11 protein-coding genes and 1 pseudogene are annotated in these 16277 nt (G+C 75.4%); all 12 read left to right on the top strand.

Annotated elements, in window-relative coordinates; all coding sequences use genetic code 11:
* Nucleotides 1–202: 202 nt before the first annotated feature.
* The 12 genes and pseudogenes from cobN to cobA all read left to right on the top strand — a co-directional run bounded on the left by cobN (nucleotide 203) and on the right by cobA (nucleotide 16274).
* The gene (gene cobN, locus ACQP0U_RS16400; RefSeq protein WP_433307921.1) at nucleotides 203–3871 is read left to right on the top strand and encodes a cobaltochelatase subunit CobN; all 3669 of its coding nucleotides are present in this window, start codon (nucleotides 203–205) and stop codon (nucleotides 3869–3871) included.
* Nucleotides 3868–6077, top strand: a pseudogene (locus tag ACQP0U_RS16395) (VWA domain-containing protein). The gene cobN and the pseudogene ACQP0U_RS16395 overlap by 4 nt, the downstream one beginning before the upstream one ends.
* A gap of 87 nt (nucleotides 6078–6164) precedes the next feature.
* Nucleotides 6165–6776, top strand: a complete 612-nt coding sequence (gene cobO / locus ACQP0U_RS16390; RefSeq protein WP_433320511.1) for a cob(I)yrinic acid a,c-diamide adenosyltransferase — start codon at nucleotides 6165–6167, stop codon at nucleotides 6774–6776.
* Nucleotides 6770–8125, top strand: a complete 1356-nt coding sequence (locus ACQP0U_RS16385) for a cobyrinate a,c-diamide synthase (protein WP_433320508.1) — start codon at nucleotides 6770–6772, stop codon at nucleotides 8123–8125. Before cobO ends, ACQP0U_RS16385 begins: the two co-directional genes overlap by 7 nt.
* The gene (cobI, locus tag ACQP0U_RS16380; protein ID WP_433320505.1) at nucleotides 8122–8901 is read left to right on the top strand and encodes a precorrin-2 C(20)-methyltransferase; all 780 of its coding nucleotides are present in this window, start codon (nucleotides 8122–8124) and stop codon (nucleotides 8899–8901) included. The genes ACQP0U_RS16385 and cobI overlap by 4 nt, the downstream gene beginning before the upstream one ends.
* A complete protein-coding gene (gene cobM / locus ACQP0U_RS16375; RefSeq protein WP_433320502.1) occupies nucleotides 8898–9731 on the top strand; it encodes a precorrin-4 C(11)-methyltransferase in 834 nt (277 codons plus the stop codon). The genes cobI and cobM overlap by 4 nt, the downstream gene beginning before the upstream one ends.
* Complete coding sequence (locus tag ACQP0U_RS16370; protein WP_433320499.1) at nucleotides 9728–10879, top strand: cobalt-precorrin-5B (C(1))-methyltransferase; 1152 nt, start codon at nucleotides 9728–9730, stop codon at nucleotides 10877–10879. Before cobM ends, ACQP0U_RS16370 begins: the two co-directional genes overlap by 4 nt.
* A complete protein-coding gene (cbiE, locus tag ACQP0U_RS16365; protein WP_433320496.1) occupies nucleotides 10876–12141 on the top strand; it encodes a precorrin-6y C5,15-methyltransferase (decarboxylating) subunit CbiE in 1266 nt (421 codons plus the stop codon). Before ACQP0U_RS16370 ends, cbiE begins: the two co-directional genes overlap by 4 nt.
* Nucleotides 12138–13865 (top strand): precorrin-3B C(17)-methyltransferase, encoded by a 1728-nt coding sequence (gene cobJ, locus ACQP0U_RS16360; RefSeq protein WP_433320493.1) that lies wholly within the window; start codon nucleotides 12138–12140, stop codon nucleotides 13863–13865. The genes cbiE and cobJ overlap by 4 nt, the downstream gene beginning before the upstream one ends.
* Nucleotides 13853–14050: a DUF362 domain-containing protein gene (locus ACQP0U_RS16355; RefSeq protein ID WP_433320490.1), complete on the top strand. Its 198-nt coding sequence runs from the start codon at nucleotides 13853–13855 to the stop codon at nucleotides 14048–14050. The genes cobJ and ACQP0U_RS16355 overlap by 13 nt, the downstream gene beginning before the upstream one ends.
* On the top strand, nucleotides 14047–14643 hold the full coding sequence (locus tag ACQP0U_RS16350; protein ID WP_433320487.1) for a precorrin-8X methylmutase: 597 nt from the start codon (nucleotides 14047–14049) through the stop codon (nucleotides 14641–14643). The genes ACQP0U_RS16355 and ACQP0U_RS16350 overlap by 4 nt, the downstream gene beginning before the upstream one ends.
* Nucleotides 14640–16274: a uroporphyrinogen-III C-methyltransferase gene (gene cobA / locus ACQP0U_RS16345; RefSeq protein WP_433320484.1), complete on the top strand. Its 1635-nt coding sequence runs from the start codon at nucleotides 14640–14642 to the stop codon at nucleotides 16272–16274. Before ACQP0U_RS16350 ends, cobA begins: the two co-directional genes overlap by 4 nt.
* The last annotated feature ends 3 nt before the right edge of the window (nucleotides 16275–16277 follow it).

Raw genomic sequence — 16277 nt, 5'->3', positions numbered from 1 at the left:
TTCATCGACGACTATCGTCGTATTGCGCTCCAGGGCACCGGCCACCGGCACCGCTGAGCCGACCGCCCCGACGCTGACCGGCCCCGACGCCCCGCGTCGGCGCGCCGTTCACCCGGGCCGTCGTACCGGCTGACGCCGTACCCACCCGCATCGTCCCGGTCGCCCCCTCTGGGCCCCAGGGCGTCACTTTCCGGAGCCTGCCGTGCGCATTCTGCTGCTGTCCACCGCCGACACCGACCTGCTGGCCGCCCGCGCCAGCGGCGCCGACTACCTGTTGGCCAACCCCGCGCGAGTCACAGTCGAGGAGGTGCCCGCTCTCCTCGACGGGGTTGCCCTCGTCGTCGTACGCCTGCTCGGCGGTCGGCAGGCGTGGCCGGACGGCCTCGCCGCGGTGCTCGCCACCGGAGTGCCGACGGTCGTGCTCGGCGGTGAGGCGCTACCCGACGCGGAGCTGATGGCCATCTCCACGGTGCCGTCCGGGGTCGTCACCCAGGCGCTGGCCTACCTGGTCGAGGGCGGTCCGGACAACCTGGGGCAGTTGGCCCGGTTCCTGTCCGACACGGTGCTGCTCACCGGTGAGGGGTTCACCCCGCCCGCGCCCACCCCGGCGTACGGCGTGCACGGCGAACACCCCGCCGACCCGGACCGGCCCACCGTGGGGATCGTCTTCTACCGGGCGCACGCCCTCGCCGGCAACACCGGTTTCGTCGACGTGCTCGCGGACGCGGTCCACAGGGCCGGCGGCAACCCGCTGCCGATCTTCTGCGGCTCGCTGCGCGGGCTGACCGCGGGCACCGGCCCACTCGGGCTCTTCGCCCGCTGTGACGCGCTGCTGGTCACGGTGCTCGCGGCCGGCGGTGCGGTCGCCGCGGACGCCTCCGGCGGCGGCGACGAGGACGCCTGGGACGTCGGCGCCCTGGCCGCCCTGGACGTGCCGGTCATCCAGGCGCTCTGCCTCACCAGCACCCGCGCGCAGTGGGCCGACAGTGACGCCGGGCTGTCCCCGTTGGACGCCGCCATGCAGGTGGCCATCCCCGAGTTCGACGGCCGGATCGTCTCCGTGCCGTTCTCGTTCAAGCAGATCGACGCCGACGGGCTCTCGGTCTACGCCGCCGACCCGGAGCGGGCCGCCCGGGTCGCCGGGATCGCGGTGCGCCACGCCCGGCTGCGCTACGTCCCGCACGCCGACAAGCGGGTCGCCGTGGTGCTCAGCTCGTACCCCACCAAGCACTCCCGGGTCGGTAACGCGGTCGGCCTGGACACCCCGGCCTCGGCGGTCCGGCTGTTCGCCGCGCTGGCCGAGGCCGGCTACGACCTGGGTGACGCGCCGCCGCCCGACGACGGCGACGCGCTGATCCACGCGCTGATCGCCGCCGGTGGTCACGACGTGGAGTGGCTCACCCCGGAGCAGTTGGCCGCCGCCGAGGCCCGGATACCGGGGCCGACGTACCGGCGCTGGTTCGACCAGGTCCCGGCCGAGCTGCGCGAGCGGATGCGGGAGCACTGGGGTGAGCCGCCGGGTGAGCTGTACACCGAGGGTGGTGACATCGTGCTCGCCGGTCTGCGCTTCGGCAACGTGGTGCTGCTGATCCAACCGCCCCGCGGCTTCGGGGAGAACCCGATCGCCATCTACCACGACCCGGACCTGCCGCCCAGCCACCACTACCTGGCCGCGTACCGCTGGTTGACCGCGCCCGCAGGGGACGGCGGCTTCGGCGCTGACGCCGTGGTGCACCTGGGCAAGCACGGCACCCTGGAGTGGCTGCCCGGCAAGGGCCTCGGCCTGGCCGCCGAATGCGCGCCCGACGCGGTCCTCGGCGACCTGCCACTGGTGTACCCGTTCATCGTCAACGACCCCGGCGAGGGCACCCAGGCCAAGCGGCGGGCGCACGCAGTGGTCGTCGACCACCTCGTCCCGCCGATGGCCCGCGCCGAGACCTACGGCGACCTGGCCAAGCTGGAGCAACTCCTCGACGAGTACGCGACCGTGCAGGCGCTCGACCCGGCCAAGGTGCCCACCGTGCGGGCCCAGATCTGGGACCTGGTGCGCGCCGCCGAGCTGCACCACGACCTGCACGCCGAGGCGATGCCCGACGCGGACGACTTCGACGACTTCGTGCTGCACCTCGACGGGTACCTGTGCGAGGTCAAGGACGTGCAGATCCGCGACGGGCTGCACATCCTCGCCGACGCGCCCACCGGCGAACCACGGGTCAACCTGGTCCTCGCGGTGCTGCGCGCCCCGCAGATCTGGGGCGGCGCCCGGGCCCTGCCCGGCCTGCGGCAGGCCCTCGCCGTCGCGTACTCCCTCGACGAGCAGGAACTGCTCGCGTCGCCGGGACAGCGACTGGCGCTGCCCCCGGCGCTGACCGACGTGGTGGACGGGCCGGCCGGCACCGCCGCCGACGCGATCGACCTCATCGAGGCCCTCGCGCGGCGGCTGGTCATCGGCATGGAGACCCTGGACTGGGCAGTGGACACTGTCGACGCCGTGGTGACGGAGGTGACCGGTCAGTCGATCCCGGACGTCGCCGCGGTGCTGCACTTCGCCGCCACCGAGCTGGTGCCCCGACTGGACCGGACCACCGACGAGCTGACCAACACCCTCGGGGCGCTGGACGGGAGGTTCGTGCCGCCCGGCCCGTCCGGCTCACCCACCCGGGGCCTGGTCAACGTGCTGCCCACCGGCCGCAACTTCTACTCCGTCGATCCGAAGGCCATCCCCAGTCGCAACGCCTGGGACGTCGGGGTGGCCCTCGCCGACTCGCTGCTGGCCCGGCACCTCGCCGACACCGGCGCGTACCCCCGCTCGGTGGGGTTGACAGTGTGGGGCACGAGCGCCATGCGGACCCAGGGCGACGACATCGCCGAGGTGCTCGCGCTGCTGGGCTGCCGGCCGGTCTGGGACGACAGGTCCCGGCGCGTCACCGGCATCGAGGTGGTGCCGACCGCCGAGCTGGGTCGGCCCCGCGTCGACGTGACCGTCCGCATCTCCGGCTTCTTCCGCGACGCGTTCCCGCACGTCGTGGCGCTGCTCGACGACGCCGTCCGGCGGGTCGCCGCCCTGGACGAGCCGGACGAGGAGAACTACCTGCGGGCGCACGTCGCCGCCGACCTCGCCGAGCACGGCGACGAGCGGCGGGCCACCGCCCGGATCTTCGGCTCCAAGCCCGGCGCGTACGGCGCGGGCCTGCTGCCCCTGATCGACGCCCGGACCTGGCGCAGCGACGCCGACCTGGCCGAGGTGTACGCGGTGTGGGGCGGCTACGCGTACGGCCGGGGCCTGGACGGGCGGGAGGCGCGCGCCGACATGGAGCGTTCGTTCGCTCGGATCGCGGTGGCGGTGAAGAACCAGGACACCCGCGAGCACGACATCGTCGACTCCGACGACTACTTCCAGTACCACGGCGGGATGGTGGCGATGGTCCGCCATCTCACCGGCACGTCACCCGAGGCGTACGTGGGTGACTCGGCGATGCCGCACGACGTGCGCACCCGCACGCTGGGCGAGGAGACCCGACGGGTGTTCCGGGCCCGGGTGGTCAACCCGAAGTGGATCGCCGCGATGCGCCGGCACGGCTACAAGGGCGCGTTCGAGCTGGCCGCCACCGTGGACTACCTGTTCGGCTACGACGCCACCGCAGGCGTGGTCGACGACTGGATGTACGAGCACCTGGCCGCCGCGTACCTCTTCGACGACACCACCCGGGAGTTCCTGGAGCAGTCCAACCCGTGGGCGCTGCGCGGCATCACCGAGCGGCTGTTGGAGGCCGCCGACCGGGGGCTGTGGGCCAAGCCGGAGCCGGCGACCCTGGACCGGCTGCGCGACACGTACCTGGCCAGCGAGGGTGACCTGGAGGACCGGGCATGAGCACGAGCACCATCTACCCGTTCAGTGCGGTGCTCGGCATGGCCGACATGCGGCTGGCGTTGCTGCTCAACGCGGTCTCCCCGGCGATCGGCGGGGTGCTGGTCCGGGGTGAGAAGGGGACCGCCAAGTCCACAGCCGTGCGGGCTCTCGCCGCGCTGCTGCCCCCCGTGCGCCGGGTGGCCGGCTGCCGTTTCGGCTGCGACCCGGCCGAGCCCGACCCGGCCTGCCCGGACGGCCCGCACCCGGCCGACGCCGCCGCCGAGACCCGCCCGGCCCGTCTCGTCGAGTTGCCGGTGGGCGCCGCCGAGGACCGGGTGGTCGGTGCGCTGGATCTGGAGAAGGCGATCGGCGAGGGGGTACGCGCCTTCGAGCCGGGCCTGCTCGCCGCCGCGCACCGGGGTGTGCTCTACGTCGACGAGGTCAACCTGTTGCACGACCACCTCGTCGACCTGTTGCTCGACGCGGCGGCGATGGGCCGCAGCCACGTCGAGCGGGAGGGCGTCTCGGTCAGCCACGCGGCCCGGTTCCTGCTGGTCGGCACGATGAACCCGGAGGAGGGGGAGCTGCGCCCGCAGCTGCTCGACCGGTTCGGGCTCACCGTGGAGGTGGGCGCCAGCCGGGACCCGGAGGTCCGGGTCGAGGTGGTGCGCCGCCGGCTGGCCGCCGACGCGGACCCGGTCGGTTTCGCCGCCCGCTGGGCCGACGCCGACGCGGAGATCGCCCGCCAGGTGGCCGCCGCCCGCCGCCGACTTCCCGGGGTACGCCTGCCGGACGCCGCGTTGCGGCAGATCGCCGAGGTGTGCGCGGCGTTCGACGTGGACGGGATGCGCGCCGACATCGTCACCGCCCGTACCGCCCTCGCCCACGCCGCCTGGGAGGGCCGGGACCGGGTCACCATCGACGACGTCCGGGTGGCCGCCCGGCTGGCCCTACCGCACCGCCGCCGCCGCGATCCGTTCGACACCCCGGGGCTGGACGAGAAGCGCCTCGACGAGGCGTTGCAGCGCGCCCAGGACGCCCACCCCGACGACCCGGACGACGACGGCCCCGACGACAGTGGCCCGGACGGCGGTGGCCCAGCGGGCGGCGGTCCGGCCGGTGGTGGCGGCCCGGACGGGGTGACCCGGCTGGGGACGGCCCGCTGGGCGGCGACGGGGTCGATCAGGGCGAATCCGGATCGGCCGGCCGTTCGGCCGCGCGGGACGGCACCGGCCCGGACGGGCGCACCGACGGCCCGGACAGTGCCGACAGCGGGCCGCAGCACCAGCGGGGCGGTGACGACGGCGGGCCGCAGCGCCCGGCGGAGGACCGGGGCGGCGACGGCCCGAACGCCCGTGGCCGGGAATCGGCGACCGGCGACGACGATCCGACCCACGGCGGGCAGCCCCAGCCGGTGGCCGTACCCCGGGGTGGCTTGAAGGCGCGGCTGCTCACCGCGCCCGGCCTGGGTGACGGGGTGCCGGGCCGACGGTCGCGGGCCCGCACCGGGCGAGGCCGCACCACCGGCGCCCGGGTGCCGGCGGGTCGGGTGGGCGCGCTGCACCTGCCGGCCACGATCCGCGCCGCCGCGCCGCACCAGGCGGCCCGGGGCCGGCTCACCGGTCCGCTGCGACTGCGCCGGGACGACCTCCGCGAGGCGGTTCGTGAGGGGCGGGAGGGCAACCTGGTGCTGTTCGTGGTGGACGCGAGCGGCTCGATGGGCGCCCGGCAGCGGATGGCCACAGTGAAGGACGCGGTGCTCGCCCTGCTCACCGACGCGTACCAGCGGCGGGACAAGGTCGCGGTGATCGCGTTCCGGGGTGCCGGCGCCCGGACCCTGCTCCCGGCGACCTCGTCGGTGCTGGCCGCCTCGACCCGACTGGCCGAGTTGCCCACCGGTGGTCGTACGCCGCTGGCCGAGGGCCTGCTCGCCGCCGTGGACCTGTTGCGGGTGGAGCGCCTGCGCGATCCGAAGCGTCGCCCGCTGGTCCTCATCGTCACCGACGGGAGAGCCACGGCGGGCACCCGCCCGCTGGACCGGGCGGCAGCGGCGGCAGCCGTCCTGGCAGCCACCGGCGCCCCGTGTGTCGTCGTCGACTGCGAGTCCGGCCCGGTCCGCCTCAACCTGGCCGCCCGTCTGGCCACCCAGCTGAACGCCCCCCGAACCCCCCTGGAAGCCCTCACTCACCCCCACCCCCGCGATCTTGCACTTTCTGTCGCGGCATAACGGACCAAGCACGCAGATGACCAACAGAAACCGCAAGATCGCGGAAGAGGTGGGCGCGGGAGTGCCCGCGGGACGGGGGACTGGCTGATGCCGCAGGGACAACCGAGTTCGGTGCCCCTCGACGGTTTGACGACCCGGCAGCGGCGGCACCGGCCGCTGCTGATCGTCCACACCGGACAGATGAAGGGGAAGTCGACCGCGGCCTTCGGGCTGGCGTTGCGGGCCTGGACAGCCGGCCTGCCGGTCGGAGTGTTCCAGTTCGTCAAGAGCGCCAAGTGGCGGGTGGGGGAGGAGAACGCCTTCCGGGCGCTCGGCGAGGTGCACGAGCGCACCGGCCAGGGCGCGCCGGTGGCCTGGCACAAGATGGGCGAGGGCTGGTCCTGGATCCAGCGCGGCGGTGAGGCCGACCACGCCGCCGACGCCCTGGAGGGCTGGCGGCAGATCCAGCGTGACCTGGCCGCCGAGCGCTACGGGCTGTACGTGCTTGACGAGTTCACCTACCCGATGAAGTGGGGCTGGGTGGACGTCGACGAGGTGGTCGCCACCCTGGCCGACCGCCCCGGCTTCCAACACGTCGTGATCACCGGTCGGGACGCCGACCCGCGCCTGGTCGCCGCCGCCGACCTGGTCGCCGAGCTGACCAAGGTCAAGCACCCGATGGACGCCGGCCAGAAGGGCCAGAAGGGCATCGAGTGGTGAACGCGCACTGGGCGCTGCCCCGGGTGGTGGTCGCCGCCCCGGCCAGCGGCCACGGCAAGACGACGGTGGCCACCGGGCTGCTCGCCGCGCTACGCCGTCGGGGCCTGACCGTCAGCCCACACAAGGTCGGCCCCGACTACATCGACCCCGGCTACCACGCCCTCGCCGCCGGGCGGGCAGGGCGCAACCTCGACCCGTTCCTGGTCGGGGCCGACCGCATCGCCCCCCTGCTGCGCCACGGCGCGAGCGTCCCCACGCCCGCCGACATCGCCGTGGTCGAGGGCGTCATGGGCCTGCACGACGGCGCGGTGGGCCGCCGCGACTTCGCCTCCACCGCGCACGTCGCCCGCCTCATCGAGGCGCCCGTACTGCTGGTGCTGGACACCACCGCGCAGGGCCGGTCGGCCGCCGCGCTCACCCTCGGCATGGCCGCGTTCGACCCGGCGGTACGGATCGGCGGGGTGATCCTCAACCGGGTCGGCTCACCCCGGCACGAGACGCTGCTGCGCGACGCCCTCGCCGAGGTGGGCGTACCGGTGCTCGGGGCGGTCACCCGCGCCGCCGAGGTGGCCGCGCCGGCCCGGCACCTCGGGTTGGTGCCGGTCGCCGAGCGGGCACCCGAATCCGTCGCGATCGTCACCGCGCTCGCCGAACTGGTCGAGGCCACAGTGGACCTCGACGCCGTGCTCGACCTGGCCCGGACCGCCCCACCGCTGACCACCCCGGCGTGGGACCCGGTCGCCGCCGTCGGTGGTCCGGCCGGCGCCGAGCGACCACTGGTCGCGCTCGCCGGTGGTCCGGCCTTCACCTTCTCGTACGCGGAGACCGCCGAACTGCTCACCGCGGCCGGCGCGGACGTCGTCACCGTCGACCCGCTGCGCGACCCGGCGCTGCCCACCGGCACCCGGGCGGTGGTGATCGGCGGCGGCTTCCCCGAGGCGTACGCCCAGGCGCTCGCCGACAACAGCGGGCTCCGCGCCGAACTGGCCGACTTCGACGGGCCGATCGTGGCCGAGTGCGCCGGGCTGCTCTACCTCGGGCGGTCCCTGGACGGCGTACCGATGTGCGGTCGACTGGACCTGACCGCCCGGATGACCGACCGGCTCACCCTCGGCTACCGGGAGGCCCTGGCCGTCACCGACTCCCCGGTGGCGCACGCCGGCGAGCCGGTACGCGGTCACGAGTTCCACCGCACCACCACCGACCCGGGGCACGGCGAGGCACCGGCGTGGCGCTGGAACGACACCGAGCACGGCTTCGTCGCCGGTCGGGTGCACGCCTCCTACCTGCACACCCACTGGGCCGGGCACCCGGACGCGGCACGTCGACTGGTGGAGGCGTGCCGATGAGCACCGACGCCACGCTCACCGGGGTCGGCGTCGGCCCGGGCGACCCGGAACTGCTCACCGTCAAGGCGGTTCGGCTGCTGCGCGAGGCCGACCTGGTCTTCGTACCGGTGATGGCGGACCGGGTCGCGACCACCGGCACCGCCGGTCCGACGCCGTCGGGTGCGGACGCCGGGCGGGCCGAGGCCACCGTGCGGTCCCACGTCGCGGCGGACCGGCTGCGCCGGCTGCCGTTCGCGCTGGACGACAGGGGTGGGGTCACCGCGCGCCGGGCGGCGGCCTGGGACCACGCCGCCCGGGTCGTGGTCGAGGCGATCGACGCGGGGGCGCGGGCGCTGGCCTTCGCCACCATCGGCGACCCCAACGTCTACTCCACCTTCGGTTACCTGGCCCAGAGCGTCCGCGCGCTGCGCCCGGCGGTGCGGGTGGCGACAGTCCCCGGCGTCACCGCCATGCAGGAGCTGGCGGCGCGCAGCGGCACCCCGCTCTGCGAGGGACGTGAACCGCTCACCCTGCTGCCGGCCACCGCGGGCCTGGCGCTCTTCGCCGACGCCCTCGCCGGGCCGGGCACCGTGGTCGCCTACAAGGGCTGGCGACGGCACCCCGAACTGCTCGCCGAGCTGCGCCGACAGGGCCGCCTCGCCGACGCGGTGCTCGGACGCAGCCTGGGGATGCCCGGTGAACGCATCGGGCCGGTCGACGACACCGAGCACGATTTGCCCTACCTGTCGACGCTGCTGGTTCCGGCCCGCCGCGAGCACCGAGGAGGAAAGCTGTGACAAGCGACGGCAAGGTGTGGTTCGTCGGCGCCGGCCCGGGGGCGGCGGATCTGCTGACCCTGCGGGCCGCCCGGGTCATCGCCGAGGCGGACATCGTGATCTGGGCGGCCAGCCTGGTACACGCCGACGTGCTCGACCACGCCCGCCCCGGCGCGGAGATCGTCGACTCGTCGCAGCTACCCATCGAGGGTGTGCTGCCGCTCTACGAGCGCGCCACCGAGCAGGGGCTGACCGTGGCCCGGATCCACTCCGGAGACCCGGCGTTGTGGGGCGCGGTGCAGGAGCAACTGGACCTGTGCCGGGCACTCGGCCTGGCCGTCGAGATCGTGCCCGGGGTGTCCTCGTTCACCGCCGTCGCGGCGATCGTCGGACGGGAGCTGACAGTGCCCGAGGTCGCCCAGTCGGTGATCCTCACCCGCCTCGAAGGCGGCAAGACCCCGATGCCGCCCGGCGAGCGGGTCCGCGACTTCGCCCGACACGGCACCACCATGGCGCTGTTCCTCTCCGCCGCCCGCTCCGGGCAGGTGCAGGCCGAGCTGCTGGCCGGCGGCTACCCGGAGGACACCCCGGCAGTGGTGGCGTACCAGGCCACCTGGCCCGACGAACTGGTGGTGCGCTGCACCGTCGGCACCCTGGAGGCGACGGTCAAGCAGCACAAGCTGTGGAAACACACCCTCTTCCTGGTCGGCCCGGCGCTGGCCGCCGAGGGCACCCGTTCGCACCTGTACCACCCCGGGCACTTCCACACCTTCCGTCGCGCCGAGCCGGCCGCCCGCGCCGAGCTGCGCCGCCAGGCCAGCGCCCGCACCGGGGGGACAGCCACACCGTGACGTACGCCGAGCCGCCGCTGCGCGAGCCGGACCTGCCGCGTACCGCGAAGGTCCGGCCCACCGCGCTGCGCACCGGCTGGACCACCGGCGCGTGCGCGACGGCGGCGGCCAAGGCCGCGGTCACCGCGCTGGTCACCGGCACGACCCAGCAGGAGGTGGAGATCGGGCTGCCCGCCGGACGACGGGTGCGCTTCCCGGTCGAACGCTGCGAGGTGACCGGCACGCCACCGGTCCGCGCCGAGGCGGTGGTGGTCAAGGACGCCGGGGACGACCCGGACGTCACCCACGGCGCCGAGCTGACCGCCACCGTGAACTGGACCGACATTCCCGGCCTGCGGCTCGCCGGCGGCGCCGGCGTCGGCACGGTCACCAAACCCGGCCTCGGGCTGGCGGTCGGCGGCCCGGCGATCAACGACACCCCCCGCCGGATGATCGGCGAGGCGGTGGCCGAGGTGGTCGACCTCAGCGAGGTGGGTGTCCGGGTGGTGATCAGCGTGCCCCGGGGCGAGATCATGGCCCGCAAGACCACCAATCGCCGGCTCGGCATCCTCGGCGGCATCTCGATCCTCGGCACCACCGGGATCGTCCGCCCCTTCTCCACCGCGTCGTGGCGGGCCAGCGTCGTGCAGGCCGTGCACGTGATGGCCGCCCAGGGCGAACGGACAGTGGTGCTCTGCACCGGCGGACGTACCGAGCGGGCAGCCCGCGCGCTCCTGCCCGACCTGCCCGAGGTCTGCTTCGTCGAGGTCGGCGACTTCACCGGCGCGGCCGTCACCGCCGCCGTGGGTGATGCGATGACCGGGGTGGTCTTCGTCGGCATGGCCGGCAAGCTCGCCAAACTCGCCGCCGGCATCCTGATGACCCACTACACCCGCTCCAAGGTGGACCTCTCCCTGCTCGGCGCGGTGACCGCCGACGCCGGTGGCGATCCGTCGCTCGTCGCCGCCGTGACCGAGGCGAACACCGGGCGGCACGCGTACGAGCTGTGGGAGGCCGCCGGCCTGCTCGCCCCGGCCGGCGACCTGCTCTGCCAGCGGGTCGGCCAGGTGCTGCGGCGCTTCGCCGGGCCGACGGTCACCGTGGACGTGGCGATGGTCGACTTCGCCGGTGCACACGTCGTCGCCTCGTCCGGCCGGTGGCCCCGATGAGCGGCGTGACAGTGGTCGGCCTGGACGCCGCGGGCGCACCGCCGCACCCCGCGCTCGCGCCGGTCCTGGCCAGCGCCGGGCTGGTGGTCGGTGCCGCCCGACACCTGGCCTCGGTGCCCGTACCGGCCGGCGCGGACACCATCACCCTCGGACCGCTCGCCCCCGCCCTGCACCGCCTCGCCGAGGCCGTCGAATCCGGGGTGCCGGCTGTGGTGCTGGCCAGCGGCGATCCCGGCCTGTTCGGCATCGTCCGACGGCTGCGCGCGGCCGGACTGCCACTGCGGGTGGTGCCGGCCGTGTCCAGCGTGGCCGCCGCGTTCGCCCGCGCCGGGCTGCCCTGGGACGGCGCGGCAGTGGTCACCGCGCACGGGCGCGACCCCCGAGCCGCCCTGAACGCCTGCCGGGCGCTGCCGCTTGTCGCGGTGCTCACCGCGCCCGGCGCCGGTGCGGCCGAGCTGGGCGCGGGCCTGATCGGCTGGTCCCGTCGCCTGATGGTCGCCGAGCACCTGGGCACCGCCGCCGAACGCATCCGCGCGGTCACCCCAGAGCAGGCCGCCGCCGAGACCTGGGCCGACCCGCACGTCCTGCTCAGCCTCGCCGACACCGTTCCCGCCGGGTCCGCGCGTGCCGACGCCGTTCCCGCCGACGCCGTGCCCGATCGGGGCACGGCCGGCGGCATGCGCGCCGACAACCAGCCCGCCGCCGCGCCGGCCGGTGGCTGGGCGCTGCCGGAGACCCGGTACGCCCACCGCGACTCCATGATCACCAAGTCGGAGGTGCGCGCCCTCGTCGTCGCCCGACTACGCCCCCGACTGGGACGGCTGATCTGGGACATCGGGGCGGGCAGCGGCTCGGTCGGCATCGAGTGCGCGCTGCTCGGCGCGGCCGTGCTCGCCGTCGAACAGGACCCCGAGGCCGGCGCGACAGTCCAGGCCAACGCCGCCGCGCACGCCGTGCACGTCCGGCTGGTCACCGGATGCGCCCCGGCGGTGCTGGCCGACCTCCCCGAGCCTGACGCGGTCTTCGTCGGCGGCGGGGGCGTCGACGTCCTCGCCGCCGTGGTGGCCCGCCGACCCGAGCGGGTGGTGCTCACCCTGGCCGCACTGGACCGGGTCGCGCCGGCCGTGGGCCTGCTACGCGCCGCCGGCTACACGGTCGAGGGCAGCCAGCTCTCCGCCGCCCGTCTCGCCGACCTGCCCGGCGGGTCGATCCGACTCGCGGCCACCAACCCGGTGGTCGTCCTCACCGGGGAGCGCCAGTGACCGACCAGAACCCGCCCACCCGGATCGGTCTGGTGGCGGCCACCGCCGCCGGCCGCCGGCACGCCGACACCCTGGCCGCAGCCTGGCCGCACGCCCGGCTGGTCGAGGGGGAGACCGTCGCCGACGCGCTACGGACCGCCTGGGCCCGGTGTGACGCGGTGATCGCGTTCCTGGCCACCGGGGCCGTGGTGCGGATCGTCGCGCCGCTGCTCGACGACAAACGCACCGACCCGGCGGTGGTGGTCGTCGACGAGGCCGCCCGGCACGCCGTGGCGCTGCTCGGCGGGCACGCCGGCGGGGCCAACGCCCTCGCCGAGCAGGTCGCGGCCCTGCTCGACGCCCGACCGGTGATCACCACCGCCACCGACGCGGTCGACCTGCCGGGGCTGGACACCCTCGGCTGGCCCGTGCAGGGCGCGGTCGCCGCGGTGTCCCGGGCCATCCTGGACGGCGAACCGGTCCGGCTGATCGCCGACGCCGACTGGCCGCTGCCCGCCCTGCCCCCGAACGTGCGCGCCGCCGACGAGGGCACGACCGACGACGGGTACCGGCTGCTGGTCACCGACCGGGTCGTACCACCCGACGAGCGGACCGCCGTGCTGCGCCCGCCGTCGCTTGTCGCCGGAGTGGGCGCGAGCCGGGGCGTACCCGCCGCCGAGGTGGCGGAGCTGCTGCACCGGGTGCTGGCCGAGGCCGGCCTCGACCCGGCGAGCCTGCGCTGCCTGGCCAGCGCCGACATCAAGGCCGACGAGGCGGGCATCCGCAGCACCGCCGACGCGCTCGGCGTACCCCTGGTGACCTGGCCGGCGACGCGGCTGGCGGCGGTCGACGTGCCGCACCCCAGCGAGGTGGTCCGCGCCGCGGTCGGCACGCCGAGCGTGGCGGAGGCCGCGGCCCTGCTCGGCACGGACGGCCGGGCCGGCGACGCGACGCTGCTGGTGGGGAAGACCGCGACGGCGATGGCCACCGTGGCGGTGGCCCGGCACGCGCCACGCGGCCGGCTGGCCGTCGTCGGCCTCGGGCCGGGCGCGGCCGACCTGCGCACCCCCCGCGCGGTCGCCGAGCTGCGTCGCGCCGCCGTGGTGGTCGGCCTCGACCAGTACCTGGACCAGGTCCGCGACGTGCTCCGCCCGGGGACCCGGGTGCTCTCCAGTGGGCTCGGCGCGGAGGAGGCGCGGGCGCGCGCCGCCGTCGCCGAGGCCGCCGCCGGCCGGGCGGTCGCGCTGATCGGCTCCGGCGACGCCGGGGTGTACGCGATGGCCAGCCCCGCCCTGGAGTACGCCGACGAGCGGATCGACGTCGTGGGCGTGCCCGGCGTCACCGCCGCCCTCGCCGCCGGGGCGCTGCTCGGCGCGCCGCTCGGTCACGACCACGCCTACCTGAGCCTGTCCGATCTGCACACCCCGTGGGACGTCATCGAGCGGCGGGTGACAGCCGCCGCCGAGGGTGACTTCGTGACGCTCTTCTACAACCCGCGCAGCCGGGCCCGCGACTGGCAGCTCGGCAAGGCGCTCGGCATCCTCGCCGCGCACCGGCCACCGGACACGCCCGTAGGCGTGGTGCGCAACGCCAGCCGCCCCGGCGAACGGGTACACCTCGCGACCCTGGCCACGCTCGACCCGGGCATCGTCGACATGTACAGCGTCGTGGTCGTCGGCAGCACCGACACCCGGCTGGTCGCCGGCCGGATGGTCACACCCCGGGGGTACCGGTGGCGCTCGTGACGATCGACGCCTGCCAGGGCTGCGGCGCCTGCCTGCTCACCTGCCCCACGCACGCGATCCGACCGGTTGCCGGCGGTCTCACGGTCCGCGCCGACAGGTGCACCGGCTGCCTGGAGTGCCTGGAGATCTGCCCCGTCGACGCGATCCGCGTCGTCGAGCCCGACCCTGTGGAAGGAGCCCGATGAGCCGGGTGGTGCACCCCATCGAGGTCGAGTCGTACCGCATCCTGCGCGAGCGCGTCGACCTGTCGCACCTGCCGCCGCTGAGCCGGGCGGTGACCGAGCGGGTGGTGCACGCCAGCGCCGACCTCGCGTACGTCGACGAGCTGGTGTGCGACGAGGCGGCCCTGGAATCGGGGCTGGCCGCGCTGCGCGCCGGCGCGCCCGTGGTCACCGACGTGGCGATGGTCGCCGCCGGTATCACCCGGGCCGGCCTCGAACTGGTCTGCCCGGTCGCCGAGCCGGCCGCCGCCGCCCTGGGCCGCTCGGCCGGCATCACCCGCTCGGCGGCGGCCGTCCGGATCGCCCTGCAACGGGTCGGGCCCGCAGCGGTCTGGGTGGTCGGCTGCGCGCCCACCGCGCTTGTCGAACTACTCACGCTGGACGCCGCGCCCGCGCTTGTCGTCGGCCTGCCGGTCGGCTTCGTGGGCGCCGCCGAGTCGAAGGCGGCGCTGCGAGCCAGCGGCCTGCCCGCCGTGTCCAACGTGGGCGAGAAGGGTGGCTCGGCGGTCGCCGCCGCCGCCCTCAACGCCCTGCTCTACGTCGAGGAGAAGTCATGACCGGGTTGGTCATCGTCGGGCACGGTACGCGCAGCGCGGCCGGGGTCGAACAGTTCGCCGCTCTCGTCGAGCGGGTCCGCGGTCGCGGTGACATCGGCGACGTCGAGGGCGGCTTCATCGAGTTGTCCCGCCCACCGCTGACCGACGCGGTCGGCGCGCTCGTCGCCCGCGGACACCGGGCGCTGGTGGCGCTGCCGCTGGTGCTCACCGGCGCCGGCCACGGCAAGGGCGACATCCCGGCCGCGATGGCCCGGGAGCAGCAGCGCCACCCCGGGCTGAGCTACCGCTACGGCCGCCCGCTCGGCCCCCACCCACTGCTGCACGAAGCCCTCGAACAGCGCATCGACGCAGCGCTCTCCAGCGCCGACCGGGCCGGCACATGGGTCGCGTTGATCGGGCGGGGGTCCACCGACCCGGACGCCAACGCCGAGGTCGCCAAGGTCGCCCGGCTGCTCTGGGAGGGGCGCGGCTACGCGGGCGTGGAGCCGGGGTTCATCTCCCTGGCGCAGCCGTCGGTGCCGGCCGTGCTGGAGCGGCTGCGTCGCCTCGGGGCGCGGCGGATCGTGGTGGCGCCGTACTTCCTGTTCGCCGGGGTGCTGCCCGACCGGATCGTCGCCCAGTCGGCGGAGTTCGCCGCCGCCCACCCCGACCTGGACGTCCGCGTCGCCGAGGTGATCGGTGACTGCGACGCCCTCGCGGACCTCGTCCTGGAGCGCTATGCCGAGGCGCTGGCCGGGGACATCCGGATGAACTGCGACACCTGCGCGTACCGGGTGTTGATGCCCGGCTTCGCGGACAAGGTGGGTCGTCCGCAACGCCCGCACGACCACCCCGACGACCCGGTCGGCCACCACCACGGGCACGACCACCACCACGGGCACGACGACCACGAGCACGGCTCGGTCGCCGTGGTGGGCGGCGGGCCGGGGCCCGACGACCTGATCACGGTACGCGGAAAGGCGCTGCTCGACGCGGCGGACGTCGTGGTGGTCGACCGACTCGCCCCGCAGGGTCTGCTCGCCGGGCTGCGCCCCGACGTGCTCGTCGTCGACGCCGCGAAGGTGCCCCGTGGCCCGTCGATGGCCCAGGAGGCGATCAACGCGGCCCTCGTGTCGCACGCCCGCGCCGGTCGCCGCGTGGTCCGGCTCAAGGGTGGTGACCCGTACGTCTTCGGGCGCGGTCACGAGGAGGTGCAGGCCTGCACGGCGGCCGGCGTACCGGTGACTGTGGTCCCCGGGGTGAGCAGCGCGCTCGCCGCACCGGCGCTCGCCGGCGTGCCGGTGACGCACCGGGGCGTGGCGCACGACGTCACAGTCGTGTCCGGGCACCTGCCGCCCGGGCACCCCGACTCGCTCGTCGACTGGGCGGCGCTGGCCCGGGCCCGGGGCACCGTCGTGCTGCTGATGGCCGTCGACACCATCGCCAAGATCGCGACCGTCCTGATCGAGCACGGTCGCGCCCCGGAGACCCCGGTGCTCGCCGTACAGGACGCCGGGCTGCCCGAGCAGCGGTCCGTGCCCGCCCGGCTGGACGAGATCGGCGCCGTCGCCGCCCGGGAGGGCGTCGGCCCGCCCGCCGTCTTCGTCCTCGGCCCGGTGGTCGCCCTCACCACCACCGGGCCGACGGTCTGACGA

The sequence above is a fragment of the Micromonospora sp. CA-269861 genome (assembly GCF_050948505.1).
In the GTDB taxonomy this organism is placed as follows: Bacteria; Actinomycetota; Actinomycetes; order Mycobacteriales; family Micromonosporaceae; genus Micromonospora.
Note: the sequence above shows the minus strand (reverse complement) of the source record. Positions and strands in the feature narration are given on the sequence as shown.

Excerpts from the sequence above, each read along its gene's own strand:
- cobO (WP_433320511.1), top strand. The coding sequence starts at position 6,165 with ATGCCGCAGGGACAACCGAGTTCGGTGCCCCTCGACGGTTTGACGACC.
- cobI (WP_433320505.1), top strand. The coding sequence starts at position 8,122 with ATGAGCACCGACGCCACGCTCACCGGGGTCGGCGTCGGCCCGGGCGAC.
- cbiE (WP_433320496.1), top strand. The coding sequence starts at position 10,876 with ATGAGCGGCGTGACAGTGGTCGGCCTGGACGCCGCGGGCGCACCGCCG.
- ACQP0U_RS16350 (WP_433320487.1), top strand. The coding sequence starts at position 14,047 with ATGAGCCGGGTGGTGCACCCCATCGAGGTCGAGTCGTACCGCATCCTG.
- cobA (WP_433320484.1), top strand. The coding sequence starts at position 14,640 with ATGACCGGGTTGGTCATCGTCGGGCACGGTACGCGCAGCGCGGCCGGG.